The organism is Gordonia sp. CNJ-863, assembly GCF_001942325.1.
GTDB classification, from domain to species: domain Bacteria; phylum Actinomycetota; class Actinomycetes; order Mycobacteriales; family Mycobacteriaceae; genus Gordonia; species Gordonia alkanivorans.
Genome location: NZ_MKKG01000016.1, coordinates 26,926 through 51,031, shown reverse-complemented (window position 1 = coordinate 51,031; position 24,106 = coordinate 26,926). Strand labels below are relative to the sequence as shown.

The 24,106-nt window shown below is 68.1% G+C and carries 21 protein-coding genes, 1 tRNA gene and 4 pseudogenes; 10 read left to right on the top strand and 16 right to left on the bottom strand.

Annotated elements, in window-relative coordinates; translation table 11 throughout:
• Window positions 1–14 precede the first annotated feature (14 nt).
• The gene (locus tag BJF87_RS10250; RefSeq protein WP_006359748.1) at window positions 15–695 is read left to right on the top strand and encodes an ABC transporter ATP-binding protein; all 681 of its coding nucleotides are present in this window, start codon (window positions 15–17) and stop codon (window positions 693–695) included.
• On the opposite strand, the gene BJF87_RS10245 is transcribed toward BJF87_RS10250, so the two are convergent.
• The 7 genes and pseudogenes from BJF87_RS10245 to BJF87_RS26670 form a co-directional block, all read right to left on the bottom strand.
• The gene (locus BJF87_RS10245) at window positions 676–1,425 is read right to left on the bottom strand and encodes an SDR family oxidoreductase (protein ID WP_006359747.1); all 750 of its coding nucleotides are present in this window, start codon (window positions 1,423–1,425) and stop codon (window positions 676–678) included. The genes BJF87_RS10250 and BJF87_RS10245 overlap by 20 nt on opposite strands.
• A 30-nt stretch (window positions 1,426–1,455) precedes the next feature.
• Window positions 1,456–2,490 (bottom strand): histidinol-phosphate transaminase, encoded by a 1,035-nt coding sequence (locus tag BJF87_RS10240; RefSeq protein ID WP_006359746.1) that lies wholly within the window; start codon window positions 2,488–2,490, stop codon window positions 1,456–1,458.
• On the bottom strand, window positions 2,487–3,512 hold the full coding sequence (locus tag BJF87_RS10235) for a 3-oxoacyl-ACP synthase III family protein (RefSeq protein ID WP_081474352.1): 1,026 nt from the start codon (window positions 3,510–3,512) through the stop codon (window positions 2,487–2,489). Before BJF87_RS10235 ends, BJF87_RS10240 begins: the two co-directional genes overlap by 4 nt.
• Window positions 3,509–3,664 (bottom strand): annotated as a pseudogene (locus BJF87_RS26685) (SRPBCC family protein); the annotation flags it as partial. The pseudogene BJF87_RS26685 and the gene BJF87_RS10235, both read right to left, overlap by 4 nt.
• Before the next feature lie 77 nt (window positions 3,665–3,741).
• Window positions 3,742–4,122 (bottom strand): annotated as a pseudogene (locus BJF87_RS26680) (thiamine pyrophosphate-dependent enzyme); the annotation flags it as partial.
• Window positions 4,123–4,454: 332 nt separating this feature from the next.
• The gene (locus BJF87_RS26675) at window positions 4,455–5,297 is read right to left on the bottom strand and encodes a thiamine pyrophosphate-binding protein (protein ID WP_262338944.1); all 843 of its coding nucleotides are present in this window, start codon (window positions 5,295–5,297) and stop codon (window positions 4,455–4,457) included.
• 396 nt (window positions 5,298–5,693) lie between these two features.
• Window positions 5,694–5,864 (bottom strand): hypothetical protein, encoded by a 171-nt coding sequence (locus BJF87_RS26670; RefSeq protein WP_006359743.1) that lies wholly within the window; start codon window positions 5,862–5,864, stop codon window positions 5,694–5,696.
• A gap of 158 nt (window positions 5,865–6,022) precedes the next feature.
• Here BJF87_RS26670 and BJF87_RS26665 point away from each other — a divergent pair, with 158 nt between their 5' ends.
• Window positions 6,023–6,901, top strand: a complete 879-nt coding sequence (locus BJF87_RS26665) for a HAMP domain-containing sensor histidine kinase (protein WP_306302402.1) — start codon at window positions 6,023–6,025, stop codon at window positions 6,899–6,901.
• Here BJF87_RS26665 and BJF87_RS10220 read toward each other — a convergent pair.
• Together BJF87_RS10220 and BJF87_RS10215 are read right to left on the bottom strand one after the other, a co-directional pair.
• Window positions 6,886–7,554, bottom strand: a complete 669-nt coding sequence (locus BJF87_RS10220) for a response regulator transcription factor (RefSeq protein WP_006359741.1) — start codon at window positions 7,552–7,554, stop codon at window positions 6,886–6,888. The two genes, BJF87_RS26665 and BJF87_RS10220, sit on opposite strands and share 16 nt — an antisense overlap.
• 3 nt (window positions 7,555–7,557) lie before the next feature.
• Window positions 7,558–8,463 carry an Fpg/Nei family DNA glycosylase gene (locus BJF87_RS10215; protein WP_006359740.1) on the bottom strand — a complete coding sequence of 302 codons (906 nt, stop codon included), beginning with the start codon at window positions 8,461–8,463 and terminating at the stop codon, window positions 7,558–7,560.
• A gap of 25 nt (window positions 8,464–8,488) precedes the next feature.
• Between BJF87_RS10215 and BJF87_RS10210 the strand changes: the two genes are divergently transcribed.
• A complete protein-coding gene (locus BJF87_RS10210; protein WP_005201111.1) occupies window positions 8,489–9,229 on the top strand; it encodes a 3'(2'),5'-bisphosphate nucleotidase CysQ in 741 nt (246 codons plus the stop codon).
• 10 nt (window positions 9,230–9,239) lie between these two features.
• Complete coding sequence (locus tag BJF87_RS10205) at window positions 9,240–9,989, top strand: ABC transporter permease (protein WP_042376620.1); 750 nt, start codon at window positions 9,240–9,242, stop codon at window positions 9,987–9,989.
• A 5-nt stretch (window positions 9,990–9,994) separates the two neighbouring features.
• Here the strand turns inward: BJF87_RS10205 and BJF87_RS10200 are convergent, their stop codons facing one another.
• The 4 genes from BJF87_RS10200 to BJF87_RS10185 all read right to left on the bottom strand — a co-directional run bounded on the left by BJF87_RS10200 (window position 9,995) and on the right by BJF87_RS10185 (window position 13,564).
• Window positions 9,995–11,575 (bottom strand): HNH endonuclease signature motif containing protein, encoded by a 1,581-nt coding sequence (locus BJF87_RS10200; RefSeq protein ID WP_042376618.1) that lies wholly within the window; start codon window positions 11,573–11,575, stop codon window positions 9,995–9,997.
• Between the two features lie 156 nt (window positions 11,576–11,731).
• Window positions 11,732–12,511: a precorrin-6A synthase (deacetylating) gene (cobF, locus tag BJF87_RS10195; RefSeq protein ID WP_075863073.1), complete on the bottom strand. Its 780-nt coding sequence runs from the start codon at window positions 12,509–12,511 to the stop codon at window positions 11,732–11,734.
• A gap of 2 nt (window positions 12,512–12,513) precedes the next feature.
• Window positions 12,514–13,323, bottom strand: coding sequence for an SDR family oxidoreductase (locus BJF87_RS10190; protein ID WP_042376615.1), 810 nt, complete (start codon window positions 13,321–13,323; stop codon window positions 12,514–12,516).
• Between the two features lie 25 nt (window positions 13,324–13,348).
• Window positions 13,349–13,564 carry a hypothetical protein gene (locus tag BJF87_RS10185; RefSeq protein WP_042376614.1) on the bottom strand — a complete coding sequence of 72 codons (216 nt, stop codon included), beginning with the start codon at window positions 13,562–13,564 and terminating at the stop codon, window positions 13,349–13,351.
• An 82-nt stretch (window positions 13,565–13,646) separates the two neighbouring features.
• Here BJF87_RS10185 and BJF87_RS10180 point away from each other — a divergent pair, with 82 nt between their 5' ends.
• Window positions 13,647–14,606, top strand: coding sequence for a GlxA family transcriptional regulator (locus tag BJF87_RS10180; protein ID WP_042376613.1), 960 nt, complete (start codon window positions 13,647–13,649; stop codon window positions 14,604–14,606).
• Between the two features lie 29 nt (window positions 14,607–14,635).
• Here BJF87_RS10180 and BJF87_RS10175 read toward each other — a convergent pair.
• Window positions 14,636–14,711 (bottom strand) — tRNA-Arg (locus tag BJF87_RS10175).
• A gap of 301 nt (window positions 14,712–15,012) precedes the next feature.
• On the opposite strand from BJF87_RS10175, the gene BJF87_RS10170 reads away from it, so the two are divergent.
• Entirely contained in the window at window positions 15,013–16,287 is a 1,275-nt protein-coding gene (locus tag BJF87_RS10170; protein WP_042376665.1) for an acyltransferase, read from the top strand.
• Window positions 16,288–16,323: 36 nt separating this feature from the next.
• On the opposite strand, the pseudogene BJF87_RS10165 reads toward BJF87_RS10170, so the two are convergent.
• Window positions 16,324–17,546: pseudogene (locus tag BJF87_RS10165) on the bottom strand (oxygenase MpaB family protein).
• Between the two features lie 150 nt (window positions 17,547–17,696).
• On the opposite strand from BJF87_RS10165, the gene BJF87_RS10160 reads away from it, so the two are divergent.
• Window positions 17,697–18,389 carry a TetR/AcrR family transcriptional regulator gene (locus tag BJF87_RS10160; protein WP_006359730.1) on the top strand — a complete coding sequence of 231 codons (693 nt, stop codon included), beginning with the start codon at window positions 17,697–17,699 and terminating at the stop codon, window positions 18,387–18,389.
• Window positions 18,390–18,444: 55 nt separating this feature from the next.
• Entirely contained in the window at window positions 18,445–20,076 is a 1,632-nt protein-coding gene (locus BJF87_RS10155; protein ID WP_042376612.1) for an MFS transporter, read from the top strand.
• Window positions 20,077–20,083: 7 nt separating this feature from the next.
• Here BJF87_RS10155 and BJF87_RS10150 read toward each other — a convergent pair whose 3' ends face one another.
• Window positions 20,084–20,524, bottom strand: coding sequence for an SRPBCC family protein (locus BJF87_RS10150; protein WP_042376611.1), 441 nt, complete (start codon window positions 20,522–20,524; stop codon window positions 20,084–20,086).
• 139 nt (window positions 20,525–20,663) lie between these two features.
• On the opposite strand from BJF87_RS10150, the gene BJF87_RS10145 reads away from it, so the two are divergent.
• On the top strand, window positions 20,664–22,037 hold the full coding sequence (locus tag BJF87_RS10145; RefSeq protein ID WP_042376610.1) for an MFS transporter: 1,374 nt from the start codon (window positions 20,664–20,666) through the stop codon (window positions 22,035–22,037).
• A gap of 16 nt (window positions 22,038–22,053) precedes the next feature.
• Window positions 22,054–24,044, top strand: a pseudogene (locus BJF87_RS10140) (gamma-glutamyltransferase family protein).
• Window positions 24,045–24,106: the final 62 nt, after the last annotated feature.

Sequence of the window (24,106 nt, the reverse complement as noted above, 5' to 3'; positions counted from 1 at the left end):
CAAAGACCTCGAACATGAGCATCTCCCTGAAACGCATCGTCCTCACCTACCCCGACGGCGACGAGCGATTACGCGCCCTCGACGACGTGGATTTCGACGTGGCGCGCGGCGAATTCGTCGCCGTAACCGGACCCTCTGGGTCCGGCAAGTCGAGTCTGCTCGCCGTCGCCGGGCTGCTGATCACCCCCGATGAGGGTCGCGTCATCATCGACGGCACCGACATGTCGGGACTGGGCCGTGGCGACCGCACCACCATGCGGCGCGAGAAGCTCGGTTTCGTGTTCCAGCAGTCGAATCTCCTGCCGTCTCTGACCGCAGTCGAACAGCTACAGATGATGACCCACCTCGCCGGCGGATCGGTCCGCGACAGCCGCATCCGCGCCACGGACCTGTTGTGTTCCCTCGGTCTCGAACGACAACTGGATCGACGTCCCCACCAGCTGTCAGGTGGCCAGCGGCAGCGGGTATCAATCGCCCGCGGGCTGATGAACAACCCCTCGGTACTACTTGTCGACGAACCGACCTCGGCTCTCGATGAGGACCGCAGCCGAGAGATCGTCGCTCTGCTCGCGGATCTGAGTCGCGACCGGGACATAGCGACCGTGATGGTCACCCACGACCTGAGTCAGCTCAGGCTTGTCGACAACGCCTACGGCATCCACAACGGCGCAGTGCTCAGATCATCCGACGACTGATCGACCCCGGCAGGTATTTGAGGGCCGCCGCGATCGGCGTCCACGGCCAGGCAGGCACCGGCGCCCAGGCCTTCTCGGCCTCGATCGCGGCGACCATGGCGTCGACGCCCTTGTCGGTGTCGACCATCAGCGAGGTCTTCACGCCCCGGTTGATGTCGGTCTCGATGTAACCGGGCGCCACGATCGACACCGAGATGGGCGAGTTCGCGAACTCGGCCTGCAACCCCTGCCCGAGCGCGGTGAGACCGGCCTTCGAAGCCGAGTACGCCGCCTGGGCCTTGGGCATGCCGCGAACACCCGAGATGGAGCTGACGAGCACGAGGTGGCCGCTGTTCTGCTCGCGGAAGATCTCGAGGGCGGCCTCGGCCTGCGCGAGCGCGCCGACGAGGTTGGTCTGCACGGTCTCGATGTTGGCGGCTGCCTTCCCGGTGCCGATCGGTGCGCCCTTGCCGAGGCCGGCATTGACGACGACGCGGTCCAGACCCCCGAGTTCGTCGGCCAGCGCGCGGAAGGTGACGGGTACCGCGTCGAGGTCGGTGACGTCGAGCTGCGCGATCGCGACCCGATCCGCGGACTGGCGCAGTTCGGTGGCCAGCGCCTCGAGGTTGTCGAGGCGCCGCGCGGCGAGCGCCAGCGAACGCCCCTGGGCGGCGAATCGGCGGGCCATGCCCTCGCCGAGTCCGGAACTCGCACCGGTGATGAGGATCTTCTGCCGTGTCGTCGAGGTCATGGACCCGAACCTACCGGCATCGGCCCCGGGCTACGCGGACCGCGACGTCAGCCGTAGTGCGCTGATGACCCGATCGGTGCCGGAACGGTCGCCCACCGTGATCCGCGTTCCGGCCGCGCCGCACTCCTTCACCGCGACCCCGATCCCCCGGAGCATCCGTCCGACGGCCACGCCCTCCGCGCCGGGGAGGAAGACGAAGTTGGCGTGGCTGGGCACGACGCGGACGCCCATCTGCGCCAGCATGTCGGTCAACCGGTCCCGCTCCCCCCTCATGGAGCGGACGCGTTGTGCGAGCTCGAGTTCCGCGTCGAGCGCGACCGGGACCGCCGCCATCGCCGCGCGACCCACCGCGAACGGCACCTCGTGGCCGCGCACTTCGGTGATCTGCTCGGTGGTGCCGATGCCGTATCCGACGCGGAGCGCCGCCAGACCGTACGCCTTGGAGAACGTCCGCAGCACGACGACGCCGGGGTTCCGGATCAGCCGGTGGAGATCGGATGCGGTCTCGCTGAACTCCACGTACGCCTCGTCGACGATCGTCATCACGTGTGGCGGCACCGCTGCGAGGAACCGGTTGAGGTCGCCCCCGTTCACCACGGCACCGGTCGGGTTGTGCGGCGAACAGAGCACCACGACCGCCGTATCGGGCGTGATCGCCCCGAACAGGCGGTTGAGGTCGACCGAGCCGTCGTCGTCGAGATCCACCGCGCCGAAGCGCATCCCGACCACCCGCGCGAGGATCGGATAGCCGTCGAAGGTCGGGGTGGAGGTGAGCAGCGCGGGTGTCCCGACGCCCGCGTCCACGGCCCGTCGCACCGCATACTGCAACACCGCCAGCGCAACTCCGGTCGCACCGGGGCCGACCGTGACGCGTTCCGGTACGACCCCGAGATGGCAGGCGATCTGCCCGCGCGTGCGGTCCGGCAGGAAATCGGGATACCGGTGGGACTCGGGGATCTCGTGCTGGAGCGCTGCTGCGACCGACGGCAGCGGCGGGTAGGGCGACTCGTTCAGATCCAGGCGGAGGCTCGGCCAGGACACCCCGCCGGCCAGGGGCGGGCTCATGGCCGGCCTGCCCATCTCATCGCGGCCGCCCCGGAGAAATCGCCGGCGTGGGCGAAGGCCGCCATCATCACGACGTCGCCCTCGCCGATACGTCCGTCGGAGATGGCCGCGTCGAGCGTGACCGGGATGGCGACGGCGAACAGGTTGCCGCACTCGTCGAAGGTGTCCGGGTGATGGCTGTCCGGAAGCTCGAGCGCCTCGCGCCAGTTCCGCAGGAAGATCCGGCTGGGCTGGTTGGTCACGAACCAGTCGAGGTCCGCCGGCGAGATGCCGATTTCGTCGGCGACCTCGATGGCGACCTCGGGAACCATGCGGTTCCCGCGCGCGAGCACCTTCGCGATCTTGGAGTCGGTGAACCCGATGTGCATCTGGCCCGACCCTGCCTCCCAGTACTTGCGCGGCGGATCGGAGACGCCGGTCATGTCGCCGGAGTACTGCCCGAACGAGTGGCAGCGAAGGCCCAGGATCGGGCTGGCGGCGACGTCGTCGACGGTCAGAACGGCCACGGCCGCACCGTCTCCCGGGATGGCGGCCTGCGCCTTGCCGCGGACCTGCTCCTGGGTGAAGACCTGGCCCGCGCTGTTCCGCGCCAGTCCCAGCAACGCCTTGTGGCCTCCTCCGGCGCGGAGCAGGGCTCCGGCGATCTGGATCATGAAGATGAACGCGGCACACCCTCCGTTGTGCACGTCCAGCACCGTCGACGGCCGGATGCCGAGCCGATGGGCGAGTTCTCCGCCGCAGCCGCGCACCGGCACCTCGGGCAACTGGCTGTGCGTCAGGACCACGTCGACGTCGTCGAGGAAGTCGTCGCCGTGCCGCTCGAACAGTTCGCGCGTCGCCGAGATCATCATGTCCGCCGACGTCTCCCCCTCCGCCGCGTGATGACGGAAGGCCGGGGCGCGGAACATCACGTTGTCCGCAAGGGTGTCGTCTTCGGCGTACTGCGCGTAATACGCTGCGGGAACAATCTTTTCAGGTAGGTAGGTGGCGAGGTCGACGAGGCTGACCGGGTTCGGTGTCATGATCGCATCCATTCTGGGGTGAGCGGGAGGCCGTTGCGGTGGCGGTATTCGGCGATGGCGGTGAGGTTGTCGAGTTCGATCTGGTGGCCGGGGGCGAAGGTGTCCCAGAAGTCGCCCACCCACACCGGGCGTTCGGGCGGGGCGGTCTCCGGGAGGTGCGTACGGACGCGGGATCGGAGGCACGGGCGACGAGGAGGCCGTCGAACATGGCGGCCAAACCACCGGCCAGGTCACTGGGACGAAACCTGTTGACGCTGGGCGTATCCGGGAAGAAGAGGCGTTCCCGGGTGATGCACATCGCGTGCGCGTTGTTGTTGAGCAGCACGAGGGTGACGGGGGCGTCGTGTTCGACGGCCGTGTGGATTTCCATGCCGTGCATGAAGAAGGCGCCGTCACCGGCGATCACGACGGTGCGTGTCGGCTGTCCCTCGGCCAGCGTGGAGTCCACCGCCTCGCGGATGGCATTGCCGACACCCGCCGCGATCGCGTATCCCATACCGCCCATGCCCAGTGCCACCACGAACCGGCCGTGACCGAACGGGAGGTGATGGATGGCGGCGGCTCCTGCGTTGCCGGCGTCGGCGAAAACCGGGGTGTCCGGCGGCAACATTCGCCCGATCTCCCCGATCGCGGTGCGCATGCCCAGGCCCGATCCGCCGGGCGGCACCGGCAGATGGGTCACCGCGACCGCCTCGCGCGGACGGTCGTGGCCGCGAGGGCGTCGAATCTCACCGGTGAGCTGCGAGATCGCGGCCGCGAGGTCGGTGCACCGCACATGGTCGACGTCGCCGGGCACGCGCGGCCGTTCGGACCCCAGGTGGACGAGTCGGACGCGTCTCAACGGTTCGTCGAGGTCGGCGCGATCGGTCATCGTCATCCGGCACCCGAGGACGAGGCAGAGGTCCGCGTCGGCGACGGCACGGTGCGCCGATGGGTGTCCCATCACCCCGGTGACGCCCGCGACGCCGTCGCGTCCCGGAGGAGGTCGCGGCCGCCCGGGGCCGCGACGACGACCGCTCCGAGTGCGGAGGCGAGAGCCTCGACCTGCGGACCGACGCCCGCACGGGAGGCCTCCACCCAGAGGACCAGCCGCGCATCGGATTCCGCGAGCGCACTCAGTTCGTCGGCCAGGGCGGACAAGGACGGTCCCGTCACCTCGGCACCGTGCTGCGCCCACTCCCCCGTGTGCAGCTGCCGCAGTTCGGGGGCCGGCGCGGACTGGATGTCCTTGGGCAGCAGGACGGCAGCCGGCAGTCCTCGGCGGAGCGTGGCGAACGCCGTCGCCAGCGCGGCGGGCACCTCGTCGGCGTGACCGACGACCGAACACGAACCCGTGATGGCCGAGAGAACACCCGCGATGTCGACGGTGTCGGGCGGCGCGAGCATGTCCTGGAACGCTCCACTACCGACCAGCGACGTCGGCGCGGTCCCGGTGAGTGCCAGAACCGGCACACGAGTGTCGTAGGCCTCGGCAAGGGCGGGGACGACGTTCATGGCCCCGCCACCAGACGTGGTCATCACGATTCCGGGCGTACCGGAAATCCGGGCCGTCCCGTCCGCCATCGCACCGGCGGCGAACTCGTGTTTGGCGACGATCGCTGTCATCCCCGGCGCCCGCGTCGCGGCGTCGTACAGGTCTTCGATGTTGGCTCCGTGGACCCCGAACGCGATGCCCATCGACGATGAGATGAGTTGTTCCACAATGTATTCGGCCACGGTCGGAGCAGCTGTGCGCCCGGTGCCGGCGGGGCCTCCGCGGTGCTTGCGATCTGCGGTCAAGGTCATGCCGACAACTCTGCGACCCCGAACCTGAAGAACCGCTGAAGTAGTACACCGACCGAACACTTCTCCGACGACCCCGTGGCGACCTACGCTGAGTGATCAGCAGGTGCTGTCGCCGGATGGCTGTCGCTGTACGCACCGGCGAGGAGTTGCGATGTCCGGTCTTCCACGCCCCGCTCTTCTTCGACGCAGCCAGGGCGTCCGCATCCGATCCACGATCGTCGGGACGTTCCTCGTCACCATTGCCCTTCTGATCGGCGGCGCGGTGATGTTGTTCATGCTGAATCGCGCCGACAGCAGGACCATGTACGACGAGACCGGCTACCGGGCGTACGAGATCGCGGCCGAGATCCGCGACGGCGGTATCTCGGCGATCTCCCCGGAATCGTTGGGGATGGGCTACGGGGCCGACATCGTGCAGGTGATCGACGGAAACGGTCGGGTGGTGGCGTCCTCCCCCGGGGCGGCCGGCGATCCGGTGACGTCCGAGCGTCCGGCGATCTGGGCGTCGACGCAGGTCCAGGGCCGGTTGGTGCCCGGCAGCGAGGTCGAGTTCTGCGCGACTGTCACCGCCACCTCCCACGACGGGGCCGTCTACACGGTGGTCGTGGCGGTCTCGGCGGACGCGTACCGGCAGAGCCTGATCAACACCGCACTCGTGCTCGCCGTCGAACTCCCCGTCCTGGTGCTGCTGTCCGCGGTGGCCATCTGGTTCTTCGCGGGTCGCGCTGCGGCCGGTCGGGCGGATCACCGAGCAGGTCACCGCGATCACCGCGTCCGATATGTCCCGCCGCGTGCCGGTCCCGTCCACCGACGACGAGGTGACTCGGCTGGCCACCACCATGAACTCGATGCTCGAACGTCTCGAACAGAGCCGGGCCGCGCAGCTGCGATTCGTCGGCGACGCCTCCCACGAGATGCGCAGTCCGCTTACCACGGTGGTCGGCCTGCTCGACCTCGCCGACGACACCGACTCCCCGATCGATGTACGGACCCTCCGCACACTCCTGCTCCCCGAGGCCCGTCGGCTCCAGAACATGGTCGACGACCTGCTGCTGCTCGCCCGCTCCGACGAATACGGTGTGCCGCTGCACATCCGGGACGTCGACCTCGACGACATAGTCGCCTCCGAGGCACGTCGCCTGCGGTCGCTGGGTCTGGCCGCGGTCGCGGCGACGATCATCCCGATCCGGTTGGCCGGCGATCCGGAGAAGCTGTCCCGCGCCATCCGGAATCTCGCCGAGAACGCCGTCCGCTATGCGGCGTCGACGGTCCGGTTCGACATGTCCTTCGACCCGAGGACCGGCGTCGCATCGATCGCGGTGACCGACGACGGACCGGGGATCCCCCGGGATCGTCGCGACGTCATCTTCGACCGCTTCACGCGGCTCGACGGCGACCGCCGCAACCGCAGCGGCTCCGGACTCGGGTTGTCGATCGTCCGCGAGATCGTCCGCGCGCATGGCGGTTCGGTGTCTGTGCAGGACCCGCCCGCCGGGTTCGCACACGGCGTCACCTTCGTCATCTCGTTGCCGACGGCGCGTCGCCTCCCCGACGGCGCGGTCAGCACGGCGCTCGCGATGCCGCCACGTCAGCCGATGCGGTAGCCCACCCCGCGGACGGTCCTGATGCTGCGCACGCCGAACGGCTGGTCGATCCGCTTGCGCAGGTAAGCGATGTACACCTCGATGATGTTGGGGTCGCCCTCGTAGTTCTCGTCCCAGACCGAGTGCAGGATGTCGGCTTTCGAGACGACGGTGCCGGCGTGCCGGATGAGGCACTCGAGCACCGCGTACTCCCGTGGGGTCAGGGGAATCGGGGTGTCCCCGCGCCGGACGAGATGTTCTGCCGGGTCGAGGGAGAGGTCACCGGCGCACAGGGTCACGGGACGCTCCGGCGCACCGCGACGCACCAGCGCACGCAGTCGCGCCTTGAGGACGACAACCGAGAACGGTTTGACCAGGTAATCGTCGGCGCCGCAGTCGAGTGCCTCCGCCTGGTCGTACTCGCCGTCCTTCGCGCTCAGCATCATGACCGGCGTCCAGATCTCGCGTTCCCGAAGGCTCTGCAGCACGCGGTACCCGTTCATCCCGGGCATCATGATGTCGAGCACGATCACGTCGTAGCTGCCCTCGGTGGCCCGCCACAGCCCATCCGGACCGTCGAAGGCCACCGTGACCGCCCACCCGTCACTGACGAGCATCCGGCGGACGGTCTCCGCTGCCCTGATGTCATCGTCGACGACGAGCGCGTGCACCATCGCTCATTTCAGAAGCCGCGACATCCGGCGGTCGGCGAGGACCTTGCCACCGGTCTGGCAGGTTGGGCAGTACTGGAAGGACCGGTCGGCGAAGGACACCTCGCGGACGGTGTCGCCGCAGACCGGACACGGCAGTCCGGTGCGCGCGTGCACGCGGAGTCCGGTGCGTTTCTCCGACTTCAACCGGGCGACGGTCTGCCCTTCGAGACGCCCCGTGGCGTCGGTGAGCACGGCGCGCATCGCGTCGTACAGGGCGCTCACCTGATCGGGTTTCAGGGTCTTCGACGATGCGAACGGCGACAGTCGCGCGGTGTGCAGGATCTCGTCGGAGTAGGCGTTGCCGATCCCGGCGATGGTGTGCTGGTCGGTGAGCACGTTCTTCACACGTCCGGTGGTACCGGCGAGGATCTCGGCGAAATGTTCCTCGGTCAGTTCCAGGGCGTCGGGGCCGAGCCCGGCGACGCGGTCGATCTCGGCGAGGTCGCGGACGAGCCACACCGCCAGCCGCTTCTGGGTTCCGGCCTCGGTGACGTCGAAGCCCTCGCCAGGTAGCCCGCAGTGCACCCGCAGCGCGATCGGCGACTTGCCGCCCGGGCGTAGCGGCTTGGGTGAGAGGTCCTCGCTCCACCGCACCCAGCCGGCCCTCGACAGGTGGATGACCAGCGACAGCTCGGGTTCGGATGCGGTCGCCGGCGGATTGTCCTGGTTCTGGCCGGGGATGGTCCGGATGACCAGGTATTTGCCCACCCGGCCGACCGATTCGACGATCCGGCCGGTGAGCGCGGTGTACGGCGGGTCGGCCGTCTTGAGCACGGACAAGGACGCGACGTCGACTCGCCGGATCGGGAGTCCGGCCGCGCGACCGTCGACATAGTCGGCGATGGCGGCCACCTCAGGGAGCTCGGGCATGCCACCAGTGTGCTCTAGTAAAGGGATGACTTCCCGACTTTCCGACGCCGAGCTGGCCGCCCGGATCGCCCAGGGAGCCGGGGAGATACTCCTCGGGATTCGTCATGGCGATCTGATGACCGGCAGCATGCTCGGCGATGTCGGCGATGCGCTGGCCCAGGCGTGGATCTCCACGGTCCTGCGCAAACACCGTCCGCGCGACGCCGTTCTGTCCGAAGAGGCGGCCGATGTCGGCGACCGCTCGACGGCCCAGCGCGTGTGGATCATCGACCCGCTCGACGGCACAAGGGAATTCGCCGCGGGCAGCGCGGACTGGGCTGTGCACGTGGCCTTGACGGAGAACGGCGTGGTCACCGAGGCCGCGGTGTCGCTGCCGGCAACCGGTGAACTGTTCCGCGCCGACACCGTCGAGAAACCGGGCGGCGAACTGACCCGTCGCATGGTGACCTCGCGGTGGGGCGGCTCGTACGAGACGAGCTATGTGTCCAACCGGCTCGGCCTGCAGATGGTTCCGGTCGGGTCGGCCGGCGCCAAGGCGATGGCCGTCGTCCGGGGCGACGCGGACGCCTACGTCCACGCCGGTGGCCAGTACGAGTGGGACAACGCCGCACCGGTCGGGGTCGCCCTGGCGGCGGGCCTGCACTGCAGTCGCCTGGACGGTTCGGAGATCGTCTACAACAACCGCCACCCCTACATGCCCGATTTCGTGATCTGCCGCAGCGAGATCCGCGACGCCATGCTCGCAGCCCTGCAGCAGATCTGGTGAACTTGCCGGTGTGAACGGAATCGGCGACGCCGTCGTTCGGATCGGGCCGGTCCTGGCGGTCGCGATCGTCGTGCTCGCCGTCGTCGCGGTGCTGGTCAATCGTCGATCCGGCTTGGCGACCGACACCGTGGTGGCCTCGGTGCGGGCCGTCGTCCAGTTGGCGGCTCTCGCCGGTGTACTGACAGTGGTGATCTCGCATCGCTGGGCGTCGGCGCTGTTCGTCGTGGTGATGGCGGTGGCGGCGGCGTGGACGTCGGCGCGGCGCATCCGACCGAAGCACGCCGGGATTCGCGCGATCGCACGGTGCCTGGCGCCCGTGGCGGCCCCGACGATCGTCGTCGTGATCGCACTCGCCCTCGTAGGTGTTCTCCCGGCGAAGGGCATCGCCATCATCCCGACCGCCGGGATCCTGCTGGGCGGCGCCATGGTCACCACGTCGCTCGCCGGCCGACGCGCCGTCGACGAGTTGACGACCCGACGCGGCGAGGTCGAGGCCGCGTTGTCGCTGGGTCTGCTCCCCCGCGATGCCCGCCTCGAGATCTGCGCCGCTGCGTCGGCGAGCGCACTCATCCCGGGCCTCGATCAGACCCGGGCGGTCGGGCTGGTCACCATCCCCGGCGCCTTCGTGGGCATGGTCCTCGGCGGCGCGTCCGTGTGGGCGGCCGCTGCCATGCAGTTGTTCGTACTCATCGCACTGCTCGCCGTCAGTTCGATTGCCATGCTCGTCACGGTGGAGTTGGTGGCGCGCGAGGCGCTGTGACCCTGTCAGAACGGCGGCGGGTCTGCCTGGTCGGCGAGGCGCTGCTTCTGGTTGCGGGCACGTTCGGCTCGCCGTCTGGCGTGTTTGTCTGCCAGTCGGTTGCGTGGGCGCGGCGGTTCGTCGCCGGTGATGACCCGTGGGGTCGGTGGTGCTTGGGGTGGCTGGTCGTAGCGGATGCGACGCAGGTTCGGGAAGAAGTCTTCCAGGGTTTCGGCATCACCCGGGATGACGAATCCCTCCGGGGTGCGGTACTCGGTGACCAGGCGGCCGTCGTCGTCGCGGTACTGGGTGTCGATCCAGTCGCCGAAGGTCTTGTGTAGGTGCCCGAACCGGCATTTGGCGTTGAGGTTCTCACTCGCCGTCAACCCACCCTGGGCCGGATTGGTGTGGTCGTACTCGGCGACGTGGTCCAGATCGGAGTCGAAAGCGGACTGGGCGCAGCCCGGTTCGGTGCAGTACCCGTCACGCACCCGCACGAAATCGGCACACGCGGTGGTCGGCCGATACGGATCAGCGGCTTGCGCACCCGGATAGACGATCGCAACATCGGCCGACGTGGCCTCATTATCGGAGGCGTTGGTGGTCGGGCGTTCGGCGACCACACGCGTAGGTGGTGTGCGCACCGGGGTGACAGGTGTGATGGTCGCGTCGACCTGTTCGGCGAGATCACGCACATGCTCATCGGAGATGATCCCTTGGCCGTCGACCCAACCGATCCCCGAAGCGCCCGCGAGGGTGGCGGCATCGGTGACGACGTGGACGACGACCTCGGTGCTCACCGCGCGGATCACCTCGGCGGGGTCGGGGATCTCGGCGTCACAATCCGCTCGCCGGCATTGGCAGTCGAAGACGGTGCCGGTCAACAGCGCAAACATGGCATCGGAGTTGCGCTGGTTACGGTTGCGCCCGTCGTGGGCGCAGACCGTGTCGGCCAACGCTGTCACCGCTGTCGCGGCGATACGAATGTTCTCCGCCGCCATCACACCGGTGATCTCACCGGTCCCGTCGACGAAGTTCTCGGTCCACATCCCACGCTTGTCCAACGCTTCCTTGCGGCGTTCGCGCACCGCATCAGGATCGTGACGGAACACCAGCCGATCGACCATGTCCCGGAGTTTCGGGTTGGTCCACGCGCCCTTGCGATTACGCACGATGCGTTCGATCTCGGCATCGAGGTCAGCGATGACCGCGTCATCGGAAATGAGGTCGGTGCGGGTGATGACCGTCTGGATCAACTGGCGCGACAGGATGCCATCGCGCAGGGTGGTCAACACCTTCGGCAACCGATCGCGCAGGGCGAGCGCTTCACCCACCCACTGATCGGCCTGGTAGCGGGTGATGGCGGCTTCACGGCACACCCGGGTCACCATCTCGGTGTAGCGGTCGATGAGAAACCCGCCACCGGTGTTGACCACGAGCTGGTCGTAGACGGTGACGATCGATTCATATCGGCACCACGCCAGGTAAGCCTCGCCGTGGCGGATCGAACCGAACCGCGCCATATGAGTTGCGGTGTCGGACTGTTCGGGGTGGGCAGGATCGACCCTGGCGAGGAACCCGCCCGGTAGATCGGTCCACTTGCTCACGCTGCCCCCACAACGTCTACAGCCCAACCTGGATGGTCGAATCTGTCACCACCCAATCTAGAACACCCCACCGACAAGAACGGATCCTCATCCACAGGGGTGTGGCAAAGAGATTGCGCAGCAGCTAGTTACATCGAAATGAGGTCGCCGGCGACTTCAGTTCTGCGACGATGCCGTGTGGGGAGCCTTCCGCAGCAGATAGATGTCCATGATCCACCCGATGCGCTCGCGGGCTTCGGCTCGCGCTCCGACGATCTGCTCGGTCACGTCGCCGACCCGGCCGCTGATGAGGATCTCGTCGTCGGTGCCGACGTAGGCGCCCCACCAGATGTGGTCGTCGGGGTCGGCGGTCTGGCGGAAGGCGAGATCGCCGTCGAGCATCACGATCTGGTTGGCGTCGACACCGGCGGGGGTGTCGGCGAGGCGGCGCCCGGTGGTGATGTGGATAGGTTCACCAACGCGGTTGGCGACGATGCCGTGGGCGGCGGTCAGTGCGCTGGCGCTGGTCACGCCGGGTATCACCTCGACTGTGAGCTCGAGGTCGTCGCGTGCGGCGAGGTCGTCGACGATGCGCAGCGTGCTGTCGTAGAGGGCAGGATCGCCCCAGACGAGGAAGGCCGCGACCCCGCCGTCGCCAACCTCGTCGCGCAGTGCGCCGGCGATCAGGTCGGCGCGTGCGGCGTGCCAGCGTCGAACTTCGGCGTCATAGTCGGCAGGTGCACGATCACGCGGTGGCTCGGGGATCTCGACGAGCGAATAACCCTCGCGGGCATGCGCGTCGAGGATCACCCGGCGCGCGTCGAGCAGTCCACTCTTCGCCGTCCCCTTCTCGAGCGCGAGGAAGGCGTCGACGTCGGTCATGGCGTCGATGGCCTGCAGCGTGACCTGGCGTGGACCGCCGGGACCGATCCCGATGACCCGCAGCGTGATTCGCACGGTCAGTTCTTCACCTTCGGCAGCCCGTGTTTGCGTGCGGTCATGTCCAGGATCAGCTGGCGGGGCGCGAGCCGACGCAGGAGGAACACGATTCCCGCCTGATTTCCTTTGGCGTAGAACGGTTTCGGGTGTTCGGCGAGCGCGGCGTCGACGATCTGGGTGGCCATGTCCTCCGCGCTGATCCCAGCATCCTCGTTGCGTCGGGTGGCCGCGGCGAGGGTCTCGTATTCGGCACGGTACGGCGAGTTCTCGCCGACATGGATGGATCGGCGGTCGCCGATACCGGTGGCGATGGTGCCCGGTTCCACCGAGATCATCCGAATCCCGTACGGCGCCACCTCACGACGGGTGGCCAGTGCGAAGGCCTTCAGCGCCGACTTCGTCGCCGCGTAGTTGGACCGGAACGCGACGGGGAAGCTCGACAGCATCGAGCCGACCATGACGACCGTTCCCCGACGCCGCTCGCGCATTCCGGGGACGACCGCCTTGGTGAGGGCGACCGGCCCGAACACGTTGACGCGGAACAGATCCTCGATGGCCTGCATCGAGGTGTCCTCGAGTGCGCCGGCCTGGGATTCGCCGGCGTTGTTGACCAGGATGTCGACCGGACCGACGAGGTCCGCGCAGGCATTGGCGGAGCCGTAGTCGGCGTTGTCGAGGCGGACGTAGGTGACGCCGGGAATCGGGTCGCGCACGGCGTCCGGGTTCCGGGTCGTGCCGTAGACCCGATGGCCGCGGGCAACGAACTGTCGGGCGACTTCGGCGCCGATGCCGCTGGTCGCGCCGGTGACGAGAACGATCTGGGAGCTCACGCCCGCTACGGTATCGCAGCCCCTTTCAGACGAGGCGGTCGTAGCGGCGCGTGAGGATGCTCAGCTCGACCGCGACCCGATCGGTGTCGGGCCCGTAGGGGCGCCTCGGATCGCGAGTCCACCAGTCGACGAAACGCTGGAGCGGGGTACGACTTCCGGCAGGCGTACGGCGGGTGAAGAACACGAGTGCGGCGACGGCCAGAACGGCCACCGTGGCGAGAAGGGCGAGTGCGATGATCATGGCAGTAATTCTCCGCTCGCCTGATTACCGCCAACAGTGGCACAAACGTCAATGTCCGCAAATCTTCTGCCATACTGGCTTCATGCTGAAAACGGTCGGGGTTCTCCTCCACGGCAACGTCGCGATGTTCGAGTTCGGCGTCGTCCACGAGGTGTTCGGCCTCGACCGCACCGACGACGGCGTCCCCGGCTTCGACTTCCGTGTCGCCTCCCCCGACCCGTCGGTGCCGCTGCCCGTCGGGAACGGCGTGTCGATCCAGGTCTCGCACTCTGTCGACGAGTGCCGCGACGTCGACCTCGTCGCCATCCCCGGCGGAATGGTCGACGGCGACTACCCCGCGGAGATCCTCGACACCGTGCGCGCGGTGGTCGACAACGGCGGCCGCGTGCTGACGGTGTGTTCGGGCGCCTTCGTCGCCGGCGCCGCGGGCCTGCTCGACGGCCGACGCTGCACGACGCACTGGCGCTTCGGCAAGGAGCTGGCACGACAGTTCCCGAAGGCGAAGGTCGACATCGACGTCCTCTTCGTCGACGACGGCCCCATCACCACCAGCGCCGGCACGGCGGCCGGGATCGACGCGTCACTGCACCTCGTCCGCGAGGCATGGGGTCCGGGCGTCGCAAACCGGATCGCTCGTCGCATGGTCGTCTCACCCCACCGCGACGGCGGTCAGCGACAGTTCGTCGACGCCCCGATGCCCGCCTGCTCCGACGAGGGTTTCGGCGCGTTGCTCAGCTGGCTGCTCGAACATCTCGACCGTGACATCAGCGTCGACGACATGGCCGAACGCATGCACATGTCTGGCCGGACGTTCGCGCGGCGATTCGTCGACGAGGTCGGGGTGTCACCACGGAGATGGCTCACCGAACAGCGCGTACTGGCCGCGAAGAACCTACTGGAATCGACGGATGCGCCGGTCGAGGAGGTCGCACGCCTGGTCGGGTTCACCTCGGCGACGCTGCTCCGGCACCACTTCGCGGCGTCCGTCGGGGTCTCACCTCTCGTGTACCGGAGGCGGTTCGCGAAGTCCGCTGCGGTGTGAAAAGCAACAGCTGGTGCCCCGCTGTTTCTTGGTGCCCTCGGTAGGATTCGAACCTACGACCTACCCTTTAGGAGAGGGTTGCTCTATCCCCTGAGCTACGAAGGCTGGGCGCCCACGCGGGCGACGCGGCAAGTCTACGGCAGCAACCCCAGCCGTCTGTGCCCCCTCCTCAGATCGTGGGGAGCGCGAAGTTCCTGCACCGTCGCCGGCCTCTCCACGCGGCCAGATTTCGCCGATCTGCCACATTCTCCGCCGTCCGGTAACCTCGCCGACGACGGTGAACCGGGCAATTCCGGCTGTGATTGTCGCCACTGAGGACACCCCGTCGTTGAGGTTCCTGCCAGATTCGGCCCGTACACTTCGTTCAGGTAACAGTTTGGTCAACCCGGGGGAGGTCTTTGCGTTGGTGCACGCAGCGAGCTCGGCGCGCACCGCCGATACCGAGACCAGCACGACGCGGCCGACGGCAGCCCCGGTTTCCGAACCGCGCTCCCGCGCTGTTCCCGAACCGCGCTCCCGCGCTCACACCGCCGACTTCATCCGGGTGTTCCTGTTCACCTTCGTGGTGGTCGCCCACAGTGTGAACGCGATCAACGGCGGGCCCGACGAGGTCCGCGGGGCCAACCTGGTCGGCACCCTGTGTCATCTCACCCGCTACGGCTTCGTCGCAGTGACGCTCTACGTCCTCGTGCTGAGCATGCAGGGCCGCGAGATGTCCCCGGTGCAGTTCTGGCGCCGCCGCTTCGGTCTGGTGATCGGGCCCTACCTGGCCTGGACCGTCATCTATGCGATCACCGATCACATCGTCATCCGGGACAACCCGTTCCCGCCGGCCGGTGAATGGTTCTCCGGACTCGCACACGACCTGCTGGTCGGCGAGGGCAAGTACCAGCTGTACTTCCTGCTGATCTCGATGCAGATCTACCTGTTCTTCCCGCTCATCGCGTGGATCTTCGAACGCGGCCGCAGCCGGCCGTGGCTGCTGCTGTCCGGTGGCGCCCTGATGCAGATCACGATGTTCGTCATCTACCAGTACCTGCCGCGGCCGTCGGGTGCCGCCTGGGACGTCACCTACAACCATCTGTGGAAGACGTTGCCGATGTACGCGCTGTTCGTCGCCATGGGTGTGCTCGCGGCGCAGCACCAGCAGGCCGTGGACAAGTGGCTGCGCGAACACATGGCGACCGTGGTGCTCGTCGCCGCCGGATGCGCCGCGTTCACCGTCGCCGGTTACCTGCTCGCGACCTCGCCGGGCAACGTGCCGTGGAAGGCCAACACCGCCTGGAACCCGGTGTCGCTGCCGTGGCTCGTGGGCGGGTTCGTACTGCTGTGGCTGATCGGCCTGGTCTGGGACGATCGCCGGGCCGCGGGCCGGCCGGCCGCGGCGAAGTTCGTCTCGCAGGCGACACTGCGCGCGTTCGGCGTCTTCGCCGTGCACCCGCTCATCCTCGACGTCCTCGGACGCGTCGGCTTCCTCAGCGGACTGTTCGAGTGGTTCCCGCATTCCGCGATCCTGCGGTCGCTGATCCTCATCGCGGTCGTTCTGACCAGCTCGCTGATCGTCGTCGACCTCCTGCTGCGCCTCCCGTTCAGCAGGTGGCTGACCGCCCGGCCCCGCATCCCCCTGCTGCCGAAGCGCGAGAAGAAGCAGGACCGAGCGGTCGGCGCCGAACCCTCGTAGCCTCGTCGGCGGCCGAGAGGGATCGACGGCCGGAGGTCACCGGTATCTGGGGTTGTTGAACACCGGGATCTCGATGTTGATCGGCATCCGCAATTCCGACATGTAGAAGAGGACGAACTGGCGGAGGAATTCGTCGATCATCCAGTACGCCTCGCGCGGCATCCCCGCGTTCAGCAGGCCTTCACGGACCAGTACATAGGGCGTCCAGGCGGTCTCCAGCAGCGGCGTCCACACGGGTTCGCGCGGGATGTTCAGCCCGTCGGCGGCCTTGTCGCCGAGCATGAACCGGGTCAACGCGCCGAGCACTCCGCGCGAAAGCAGGGTCAGGTCCAGATTCATGACAGGTCGAGCAGCATGTCCGCGAGCTTGCGGCCCTCCGGCGTGGGGTGCTGGATCGGGTCGAGTACCTGCTTCGCCTGGGATTCGGCGGAGTTCCACGACGCCGGGATGTATTCGTCCTTGACGCCCAGCATGTGTGCGGTGATCTGCCACGAGTGCAGGAAGCCCGCCGATTCGTCGGCGGCGATCGGCACCTGCCACTTGCGGAAGTTGCGCATCACGGTGGTCGGCAGGCTGTGCCAGGTCACCATGATGTCGGCCTGGCTGATCGGCACGTCCTCCGACGCGGAGTGCACCCAGTGCGGCGACTGCGGGAGGAGGTGTCGGACGCCGGCATGCGCCATCCGGGTCTTCAGGCAGGTCACGACCATCTCGCCGCCGGGTTGGTAGGCGTTGAGCGAGCCGATGTCGTAGCCGAGTTTGGCGGTCTTGGAGATGCGGTCCTTCAGGTCCCATCCACCCTTGGAGTAGTAGACCGCACGCGCCTCCTTGGGGATGAGGGTGCTCATCATGCCGCTCGCGAAGCCGTAGATGACGCCGAGATACGTGCCGCGCTTCTCGTTGAACTTCACCGCGTCGGCCAGCTTGGACTGGTCGGTCCACGATGGGAGCTGCCGTGCGTGCTCCATGAAGTCGCGCAGCTCCGGCGGCAGCCCGGCCGGCAGCGGCTGCGCGTTCTTGTGCCAGGTCCGCAGCAGCTTGTTGACCTTCGGCGCCTGACCGCTGTCGATGACCTTGGCGATCACCGGGTCGGCCTCGTCGTCCCAGAGTGTGCGCGGGTCGGTGCCCGCGCCGCGGCCCGGCAGCGAGTTCGCGGGCGACCACGTCCACGGTGTCGCCGGAGCCACCGCGGCCACCGCGCCGGCTGCCCCGACCACTCCTCCGGCCTTGAGTAGCCTGCGTCTGTTCAGATCTTCCATGACCCCGTCCCATCTAGTCCGATGTATCAATGTGACAATTCTCGTAACCTTGTATCCTTGATAGCATCGAGTGACTCAGGACACACCGACATTCTCGGATTTGCGATCATTGATCCGGGCAGATCGATCGCCACAGGAAGGGAATCGCCGATGCAGTTGTCCGCAGCAGACATCCCGAATCCGGGCATGATGCCGGCCGGCTCGTCGTCGAGTTCGGTCATCCACCGCGCGTTCCTCGGGTCGGTGAACCCCACCGACACCGAATCCGATCCGACCGCCGAACGCCTCCTCGACGCCGCCTTCGACCTTTTCTGCCGACTCGGCATCCAGCGGACCCCGATGGAGAAGGTCGCCAAGAACGCGGGCGTGACGCGGGTGACCCTCTACCGGAAGTTCGCCACCAAGGACGCCTTGGTGGACGAGGTGGTGCTGCGCGAGTTCCGGCGCTACTTCGACCAGTTCCGCACCGACATCCCGGCCGCGCAGACGGTCGCCGAGCGCGTGGTCGTCGGATTTGTCGGATCATTGCGGGCCGTCGCGAGCAACCCCCTGATCAGCGGAATGGCCGACTCCGAATCGAGCATGCTCATCGAATCGATGATCGGCGACGACGGCCTCCTGCTGTCCGTGGTGCAACAGTTCGTGGCCGCCCAGCTACGGCGAGAACAGTTGGCCGGCAACATCTCCGAGGACCTCGATGTCGAGATCGTGGCCGAGATGATGGTGCGCATCTCGGCGTCGTTCCTCACCGTGCCGAGTCGCGTCGTCGACATCACCGACGACGCCCAGCTGGCCGACATCGCGAGACGATTCCTCGTCCCGATGCTCGATCCGCCACGCTGACGGCTCCCGGCTGGGACAATCGTCGGATCACTTTCCAGCTGAGGGGAGTTCCGCGATGCGTTCGTGGTCGGTCATCGTCATCCTCGCGGTCTCCCAATTCGTGATGGTGCTCGACAGCACCGTCATGAACGTGTCGATCTCGGTCGTGGCAGCCGATCTCGACACTTCGATCACCGGCATGCAGGCCGCGATCACGTTCTACGCTCTGACGATGGCGGCGTTCATGTTGACCGGCGGCAAACTCGGCGACCTCATGGGTCGCGCGCGGGCCTTCAAGATCGGTGCCGTCATCTACGGGATCGGTTCCCTCACGACCGCTTTGAGCCCCAACCTGACCGTCCTGATGCTGGGCTGGTCCCTGGTCGAGGGACTCGGCGCAGTGCTCGTGATCCCCGCGATCGCCTCCCTGGCCGCCATCAACTACACCGGAAAGGCACGGGTCACCGCGTTCTCGGTCCTCGGCGCGGTGACCGGACTCGCCGCCGCCGTCGGCCCGTTGCTCGGCGGCCTGATGACCACCTACGCCTCGTGGCGTTACGTCTTCGTCGCCGAGACGGTGGTCATGGTCGTCGTCCTGTTCGCGGCGGGCCTCATCCACGACGTCGAGCGCGACCGCGACGTACGGATCGACCCGCTCAGCGTCCTCGCATCCTCCGGCGGCCTGGCCCTCATCGTCTACGGAGTGCTGCAGTCGAAGACCTGGGGGTGGCTGAAGCCGCAGCACCCGCCGGAGGTCGGCGGCACCGAGATCGCCCCGCTGGGCGTCTCGCCGGTCGCCTACCTGTTGCTGATCGGTGTCGTCGTGCTCTGGTTGTTCGTCGATCGTCAACGCACGCTTGCCCGTACCGGCCGGCAGCCACTGCTCCGCGTCGAACTGCTACGGATACCCGCACTGCGCAGCGGCCTCGGCGGATTCCTCGCCCAGTACTTCGCGATCGCCGCCCTGTTCTTCGTGGTGCCGGTCTACCTGCAGACGATGCTGGGGCGCGATGCGCTGCAGACCGGGGTCAAGATCCTGCCGCTCTCGGTGGGCCTGGTCTTGTTCTCGGTTCTCGGATCGTGGCTCACCGCACGACGCTCCGCCCGCTTCATCGCCCGCGGCGGACAGATCATCATGGCCCTCGGCGTCCTCTTCGTGATCGCCGCGGTCGGGGTCGACCTGCGGAGTGTGGCCTTCGCCATCGGGATGTTCGTCGTCGGAGCGGGTTTCGGCCTTCTCGCCTCCCAGCTCGGCAACGTCAACATGTCCGCGGTCGAGGAGAAGGACACCTCCGAGGTCGGCGGGCTGCAGGGCACCTTCCAGAACCTCGGCTCGTCGTTCGGGACGGCGGTGGCGGGTTCGGTGTTCATCCTCCTGCTGTCGTCGGGTTTCCTCTCCGCCGTCGGCAACACCGAATCACTGTCCGCCACAGAGCAACAGCAGATCACCTCGACCGTCGACGACGCCGGGGTACCGATCATCTCGGCGGATCAGGCACGCACCCTGGTCCTGGACTCCGGCGGCTTGGAGTCCGGCGCCCAGGCCGTGTCCGACGCCTATGCCGACGCGCAGGTCGCCGCAATCCAGCAGGCCCTGTTCATCGTGTTCGTCCTGCTCGTGCTGGCTCTGCTCTTCTCGAAGAACCTGCCGAACCGCGTCGTCACGCACGACGACGACGACGCGGCCGACGGGGTCACCGGAACCTGAGGCGTGCTCAGCCCCGGGCAGCCACGTTCTTCACGATGGTGGACTCCGTGTGCTTGATGGCCTGGGCGGCGAACGGCCCGACGATGCCACCGAGCACTCGACCCGCGATACCGCCCGGCAGGGTGTAGCTGAACTCCACCTGCAGCTCGGTGCCCGTGTCGGCGTCGAGGAACCGCCAGGTGGTGTCGGCCTGGAAACCCTCGATCGCCTTGAGCTCGATCAGTTCGTCGACGACGTACCGGGTGCATTCCACAACCGACTTGAGCTTCTTGGGACCGACGTCGATCGACAGCTCGAAGACGGAGCCCAGGCCCTGGGTCTGTTCGGTCCTCGGCTCGAAGCGGGTCACCCCCATCAGGTACTCGGGAACGTTCTGGTACCCGTCGACGTACTGGAAGACCTTGTCCCGAGGTGCATCGACCACGGCCTGATGACGTACCACTCCCACGCTCTACCCCGTTCTCGCGTGCCCGGCCGGTGTGGCCGTGCTGTTCCCGATCGACACTATCCGGTCGGCACCGCCTCCGGGTGCGGGACACGGCCGACCGATTTGACCGCCGCCGACGCGTCGGATATTCCTGCAGACGATGTCGACGTCATCGGGCGGATGGTCCGAACTCCTCGCCCGTGAACACCGCGCCGCGGTGTCGGTCTTCGCCGGCGGCATCCTCGTCTTCGCGATCAACACCTTCCTGACCTCGGCCTCGCTGCCCAGCACCATCGCCGACATCGGTGGCGAACAGTTCTACGCCTGGGTCGTCACGGTCTTCCTGATCGCCTCCGTCGTGGCGTCGATGTTGGTGACACGCGCGCTGGCGCAGTTCGGCGCGCGGGGCGCCTATCTGATCGGGTTCTCCGCGTTCGCCGTGGGTTCACTGGTCTGCGCCCTCACCCCGACCATGCCGATCCTGTTGGCCGGCAGGTTGATCCAGGGACTCGGCGGCGGGTTGCTCACGGGCCTGGCGTTCGCCGTCGTGCAGATCGCGCTGCCGCAGCGCACCTGGGGCCGGGCAGTGGCTCTCATCTCGGCGATGTGGGGTGTCGGGAACATCGTGGGTCCCGCGATCGGCGGCCTGTTCGCCGAGGTCGGACTGTGGCGCGGCTCTTTCTGGTTCCTGACGGTCGTCACGCTGGCCATCGCGGCGGTCGCCGCGCGGGTGTTGCCGCGTGGTCGCGGTTCGGACGAACGGCACCCGTTGCCGTGGGCGTCGCTGGCCGCGGTGACCGTCGCCGCCGGCGCGGTCTCGGTGGCGGCGGTCTCCGGTTCGACGACGTTGCTCGTGGTGCTCGGCGGCGTCGCGCTGCTCGCCCTGGTCGGGTTCGTCGCCGTGGACCGGCGCGGCGGCACCGGCCTGCTCCCCCGGCTCACGTATTCGGTGGGCAATCCCCTCAAGTGGATCTACCTCTCGATCGCGGTGTTGGCGGCCGGGTCGACCGCCGAGGCCTTCCTCCCGCTGTTCGGTCAGCAGGTCGGCGGTCTGTCCCCCTTCACCGCGGGGCTGCTGCCGGCCGCGCTGTCCACCGGGTGGACGATCGCGCAGATCGCCAGCAGCACGTGGGCCCACGGACGATCGGCGTCGGCCGCCCGCATCGCGGGTCCGGCGTTCCTCGCCATCGGTATGGCCGGCTACGGCCTCCTCCAGTCGTCGACCGCATCGATCGCGATCGCCGGCTGGTACGCCTGCCTCGTGGTCGCCGGCATGGGCATCGGCATGGCCTTCCCGCACATCGCGACCGCCGCCATGGGCATCACCACCGACCAGGCCGAGGCCGCCCGCGCGTCGGCCGGCATCAACTCCGTGCAGATGGTCGCCAACACCATCGGGTCGGCCGCCGCGGGCCTGCTCGTCAGTTTGGGCTCCGACGCGGTCGGTTCGGCACGGTTGCTGTCCTTCGGTTTCGCCTGCCTCGCCGTGACCGGGGTGGGCATCGCCGTTCGGTCGGTCCGGTCTGCCCGGTGACCGTACGCTGAGGTCCATGAGACGCCGTCGGGGAAGTCCTCATCCCGGATCCCGGGGCCTCCGGCTGACGGTGGCCGCGGTCGCCGCAGCACTGGTCGTCGCCTCGTGCGGAACCGACACCGACGAGCCTTCCGCCGCGCCGGTCACCTGCGCGGAGATCCCGAACGGCGAACTGATCGACGCGCAGGAGGTCTCGGCCGCCCCCACCGACATCGCGACCCGACCCGAGATCGCTTCGGGCTACCGGAGCGGGATGAAACCGGTCGTCACCGGGACCTACGCCGCGGCGACGGCCAATCCGCTGGCCACCCGCGCGGCGTGCGAGGTGTTGCGCGACGGTGGGACTGCGGCCGATGCCCTGGTGACCGCGCAGATGGTGCTCGGTCTCGTAGAACCGCAGTCGTCGGGTATCGGCGGCGGCGCCTTCGCCCTCTACTACGATGCGGCGTCGAACTCGGTGCGCGCCTTCGACGGCCGCGAGACGGCCCCCGCGGCTGCCACCGAGACCTACCTGACGCAGATCTCCCCCACCGACCCCGCACCACCCGTGCCGAGTGCCCGCGCCTCGGGACGATCGATCGGCGTCCCCGGCGTGCTGCGGATGCTCGACATGGTCCACGGCGAGTACGGCAAGCAGACCTGGCGTGACCTGTTCACCCCGGCGATCACTCTGGCGGACAGCGGTTTCGAGATCAGCCCGCGGCTGGCCGGGGCGATCGCCGCCTCCGCGCCTGACCTGAAGGCCGACCAGGAAGCCCGCACCTACTTCCTGACCGACGAGGGCACGGCGAAGCCGCGGGCACCGACCTGGTCAACCCCGCCTACGCGAAAACCCTTGGTGTACTCGCCACCGACGGCGCCGACGCGATGTACGACGGCCCGCTCGCGCAGGCGATCGTCGCCGAGGCGGGCAGCACCGCGGGCGGTCTGACGCCCAGCCTCATGACCGTCGACGACCTCCGCAACTACCGGGCGGTCACCCGCGATCCCATCGTGACGGGATACCGCGGCCGCCAGATCGTGGCGATGCCCGGACCATCGTCGGGCGGCATCGCCGTCGCCTCCACGCTGGGCATCCTGGAGAACTTCGACCTGCCGTCGATGCGACCCACCGAGTCAGACGGCGACGCCGAGGCGAGCCGGGACGGTGGCCGGCCGGATCCCGCAGCGGTGCACCTGATCACCGAGGCCGAGCGACTCGCCTATGCCGACCGTGACAAGTACGTCGCCGACCCGGATTTCGTGCCGCTGCCGGGACGCGGCGTCGAGACCATCCTCGATCCCGCATATCTGCAGGCGCGCGCCGGGTTGATCAAACCCGATTCCTCCCTGGGTGAGGCACCGGCCGGGGACCTCGGTCCGGTCCCGCTCGGTTCGCATCCCGGCACCGAACACGGCACCAGCCACATCACCGTCGCCGACCGCTACGGCAACGTCGCATCGATGACGACGACCATCGAATCGGCGTTCGGCAGCTACCACATGGTCGACGGCTTCCTGCTCAACAACCAGCTCACCGACTTCGCGGCCGAACCGCGCGACGACGACGGCGCCCTGCTCGCCAACCGGGTGTCCCCCGGTAAGCGTCCGCGGTCGTCGATGGCGCCGACCCTGGTGATGCAACCGGGCACCGACGGCGCGCCGGCACAGGTGATCGCCGCGCTGGGTTCGCCGGGCGGATCGGTCATCATCCAGTTCGTCGTGAAAACCCTTGTCGGAATGCTGGACTGGGGCCTGAACCCGCAGCAGGCGGTGTCGATGATCGACTTCGGCTCGGCCAACACCCCGACGTCGAATGTCGGTGGCGAACACCCACTGGTCGACACCGCCGACGACGGCGCGCACGATCCGCTGGTGCGGGGCCTCCGCGAACGGGGCGAAGAGGTGTCCGTCGACGAACAGTCCAGCGGTCTCAGCGCGATCATGCGCCACGACTCCGGGTGGATCGGCGGCGCCGACCCGCGTCGTGAAGGTGCCGTGATGGGCGACGACGCCACGCTGCAGTGACCTGCTGAGTCGTCCGAACGGACGAATTGTGCCGAGACACCTGCCGGGACACTAGTTTTCCT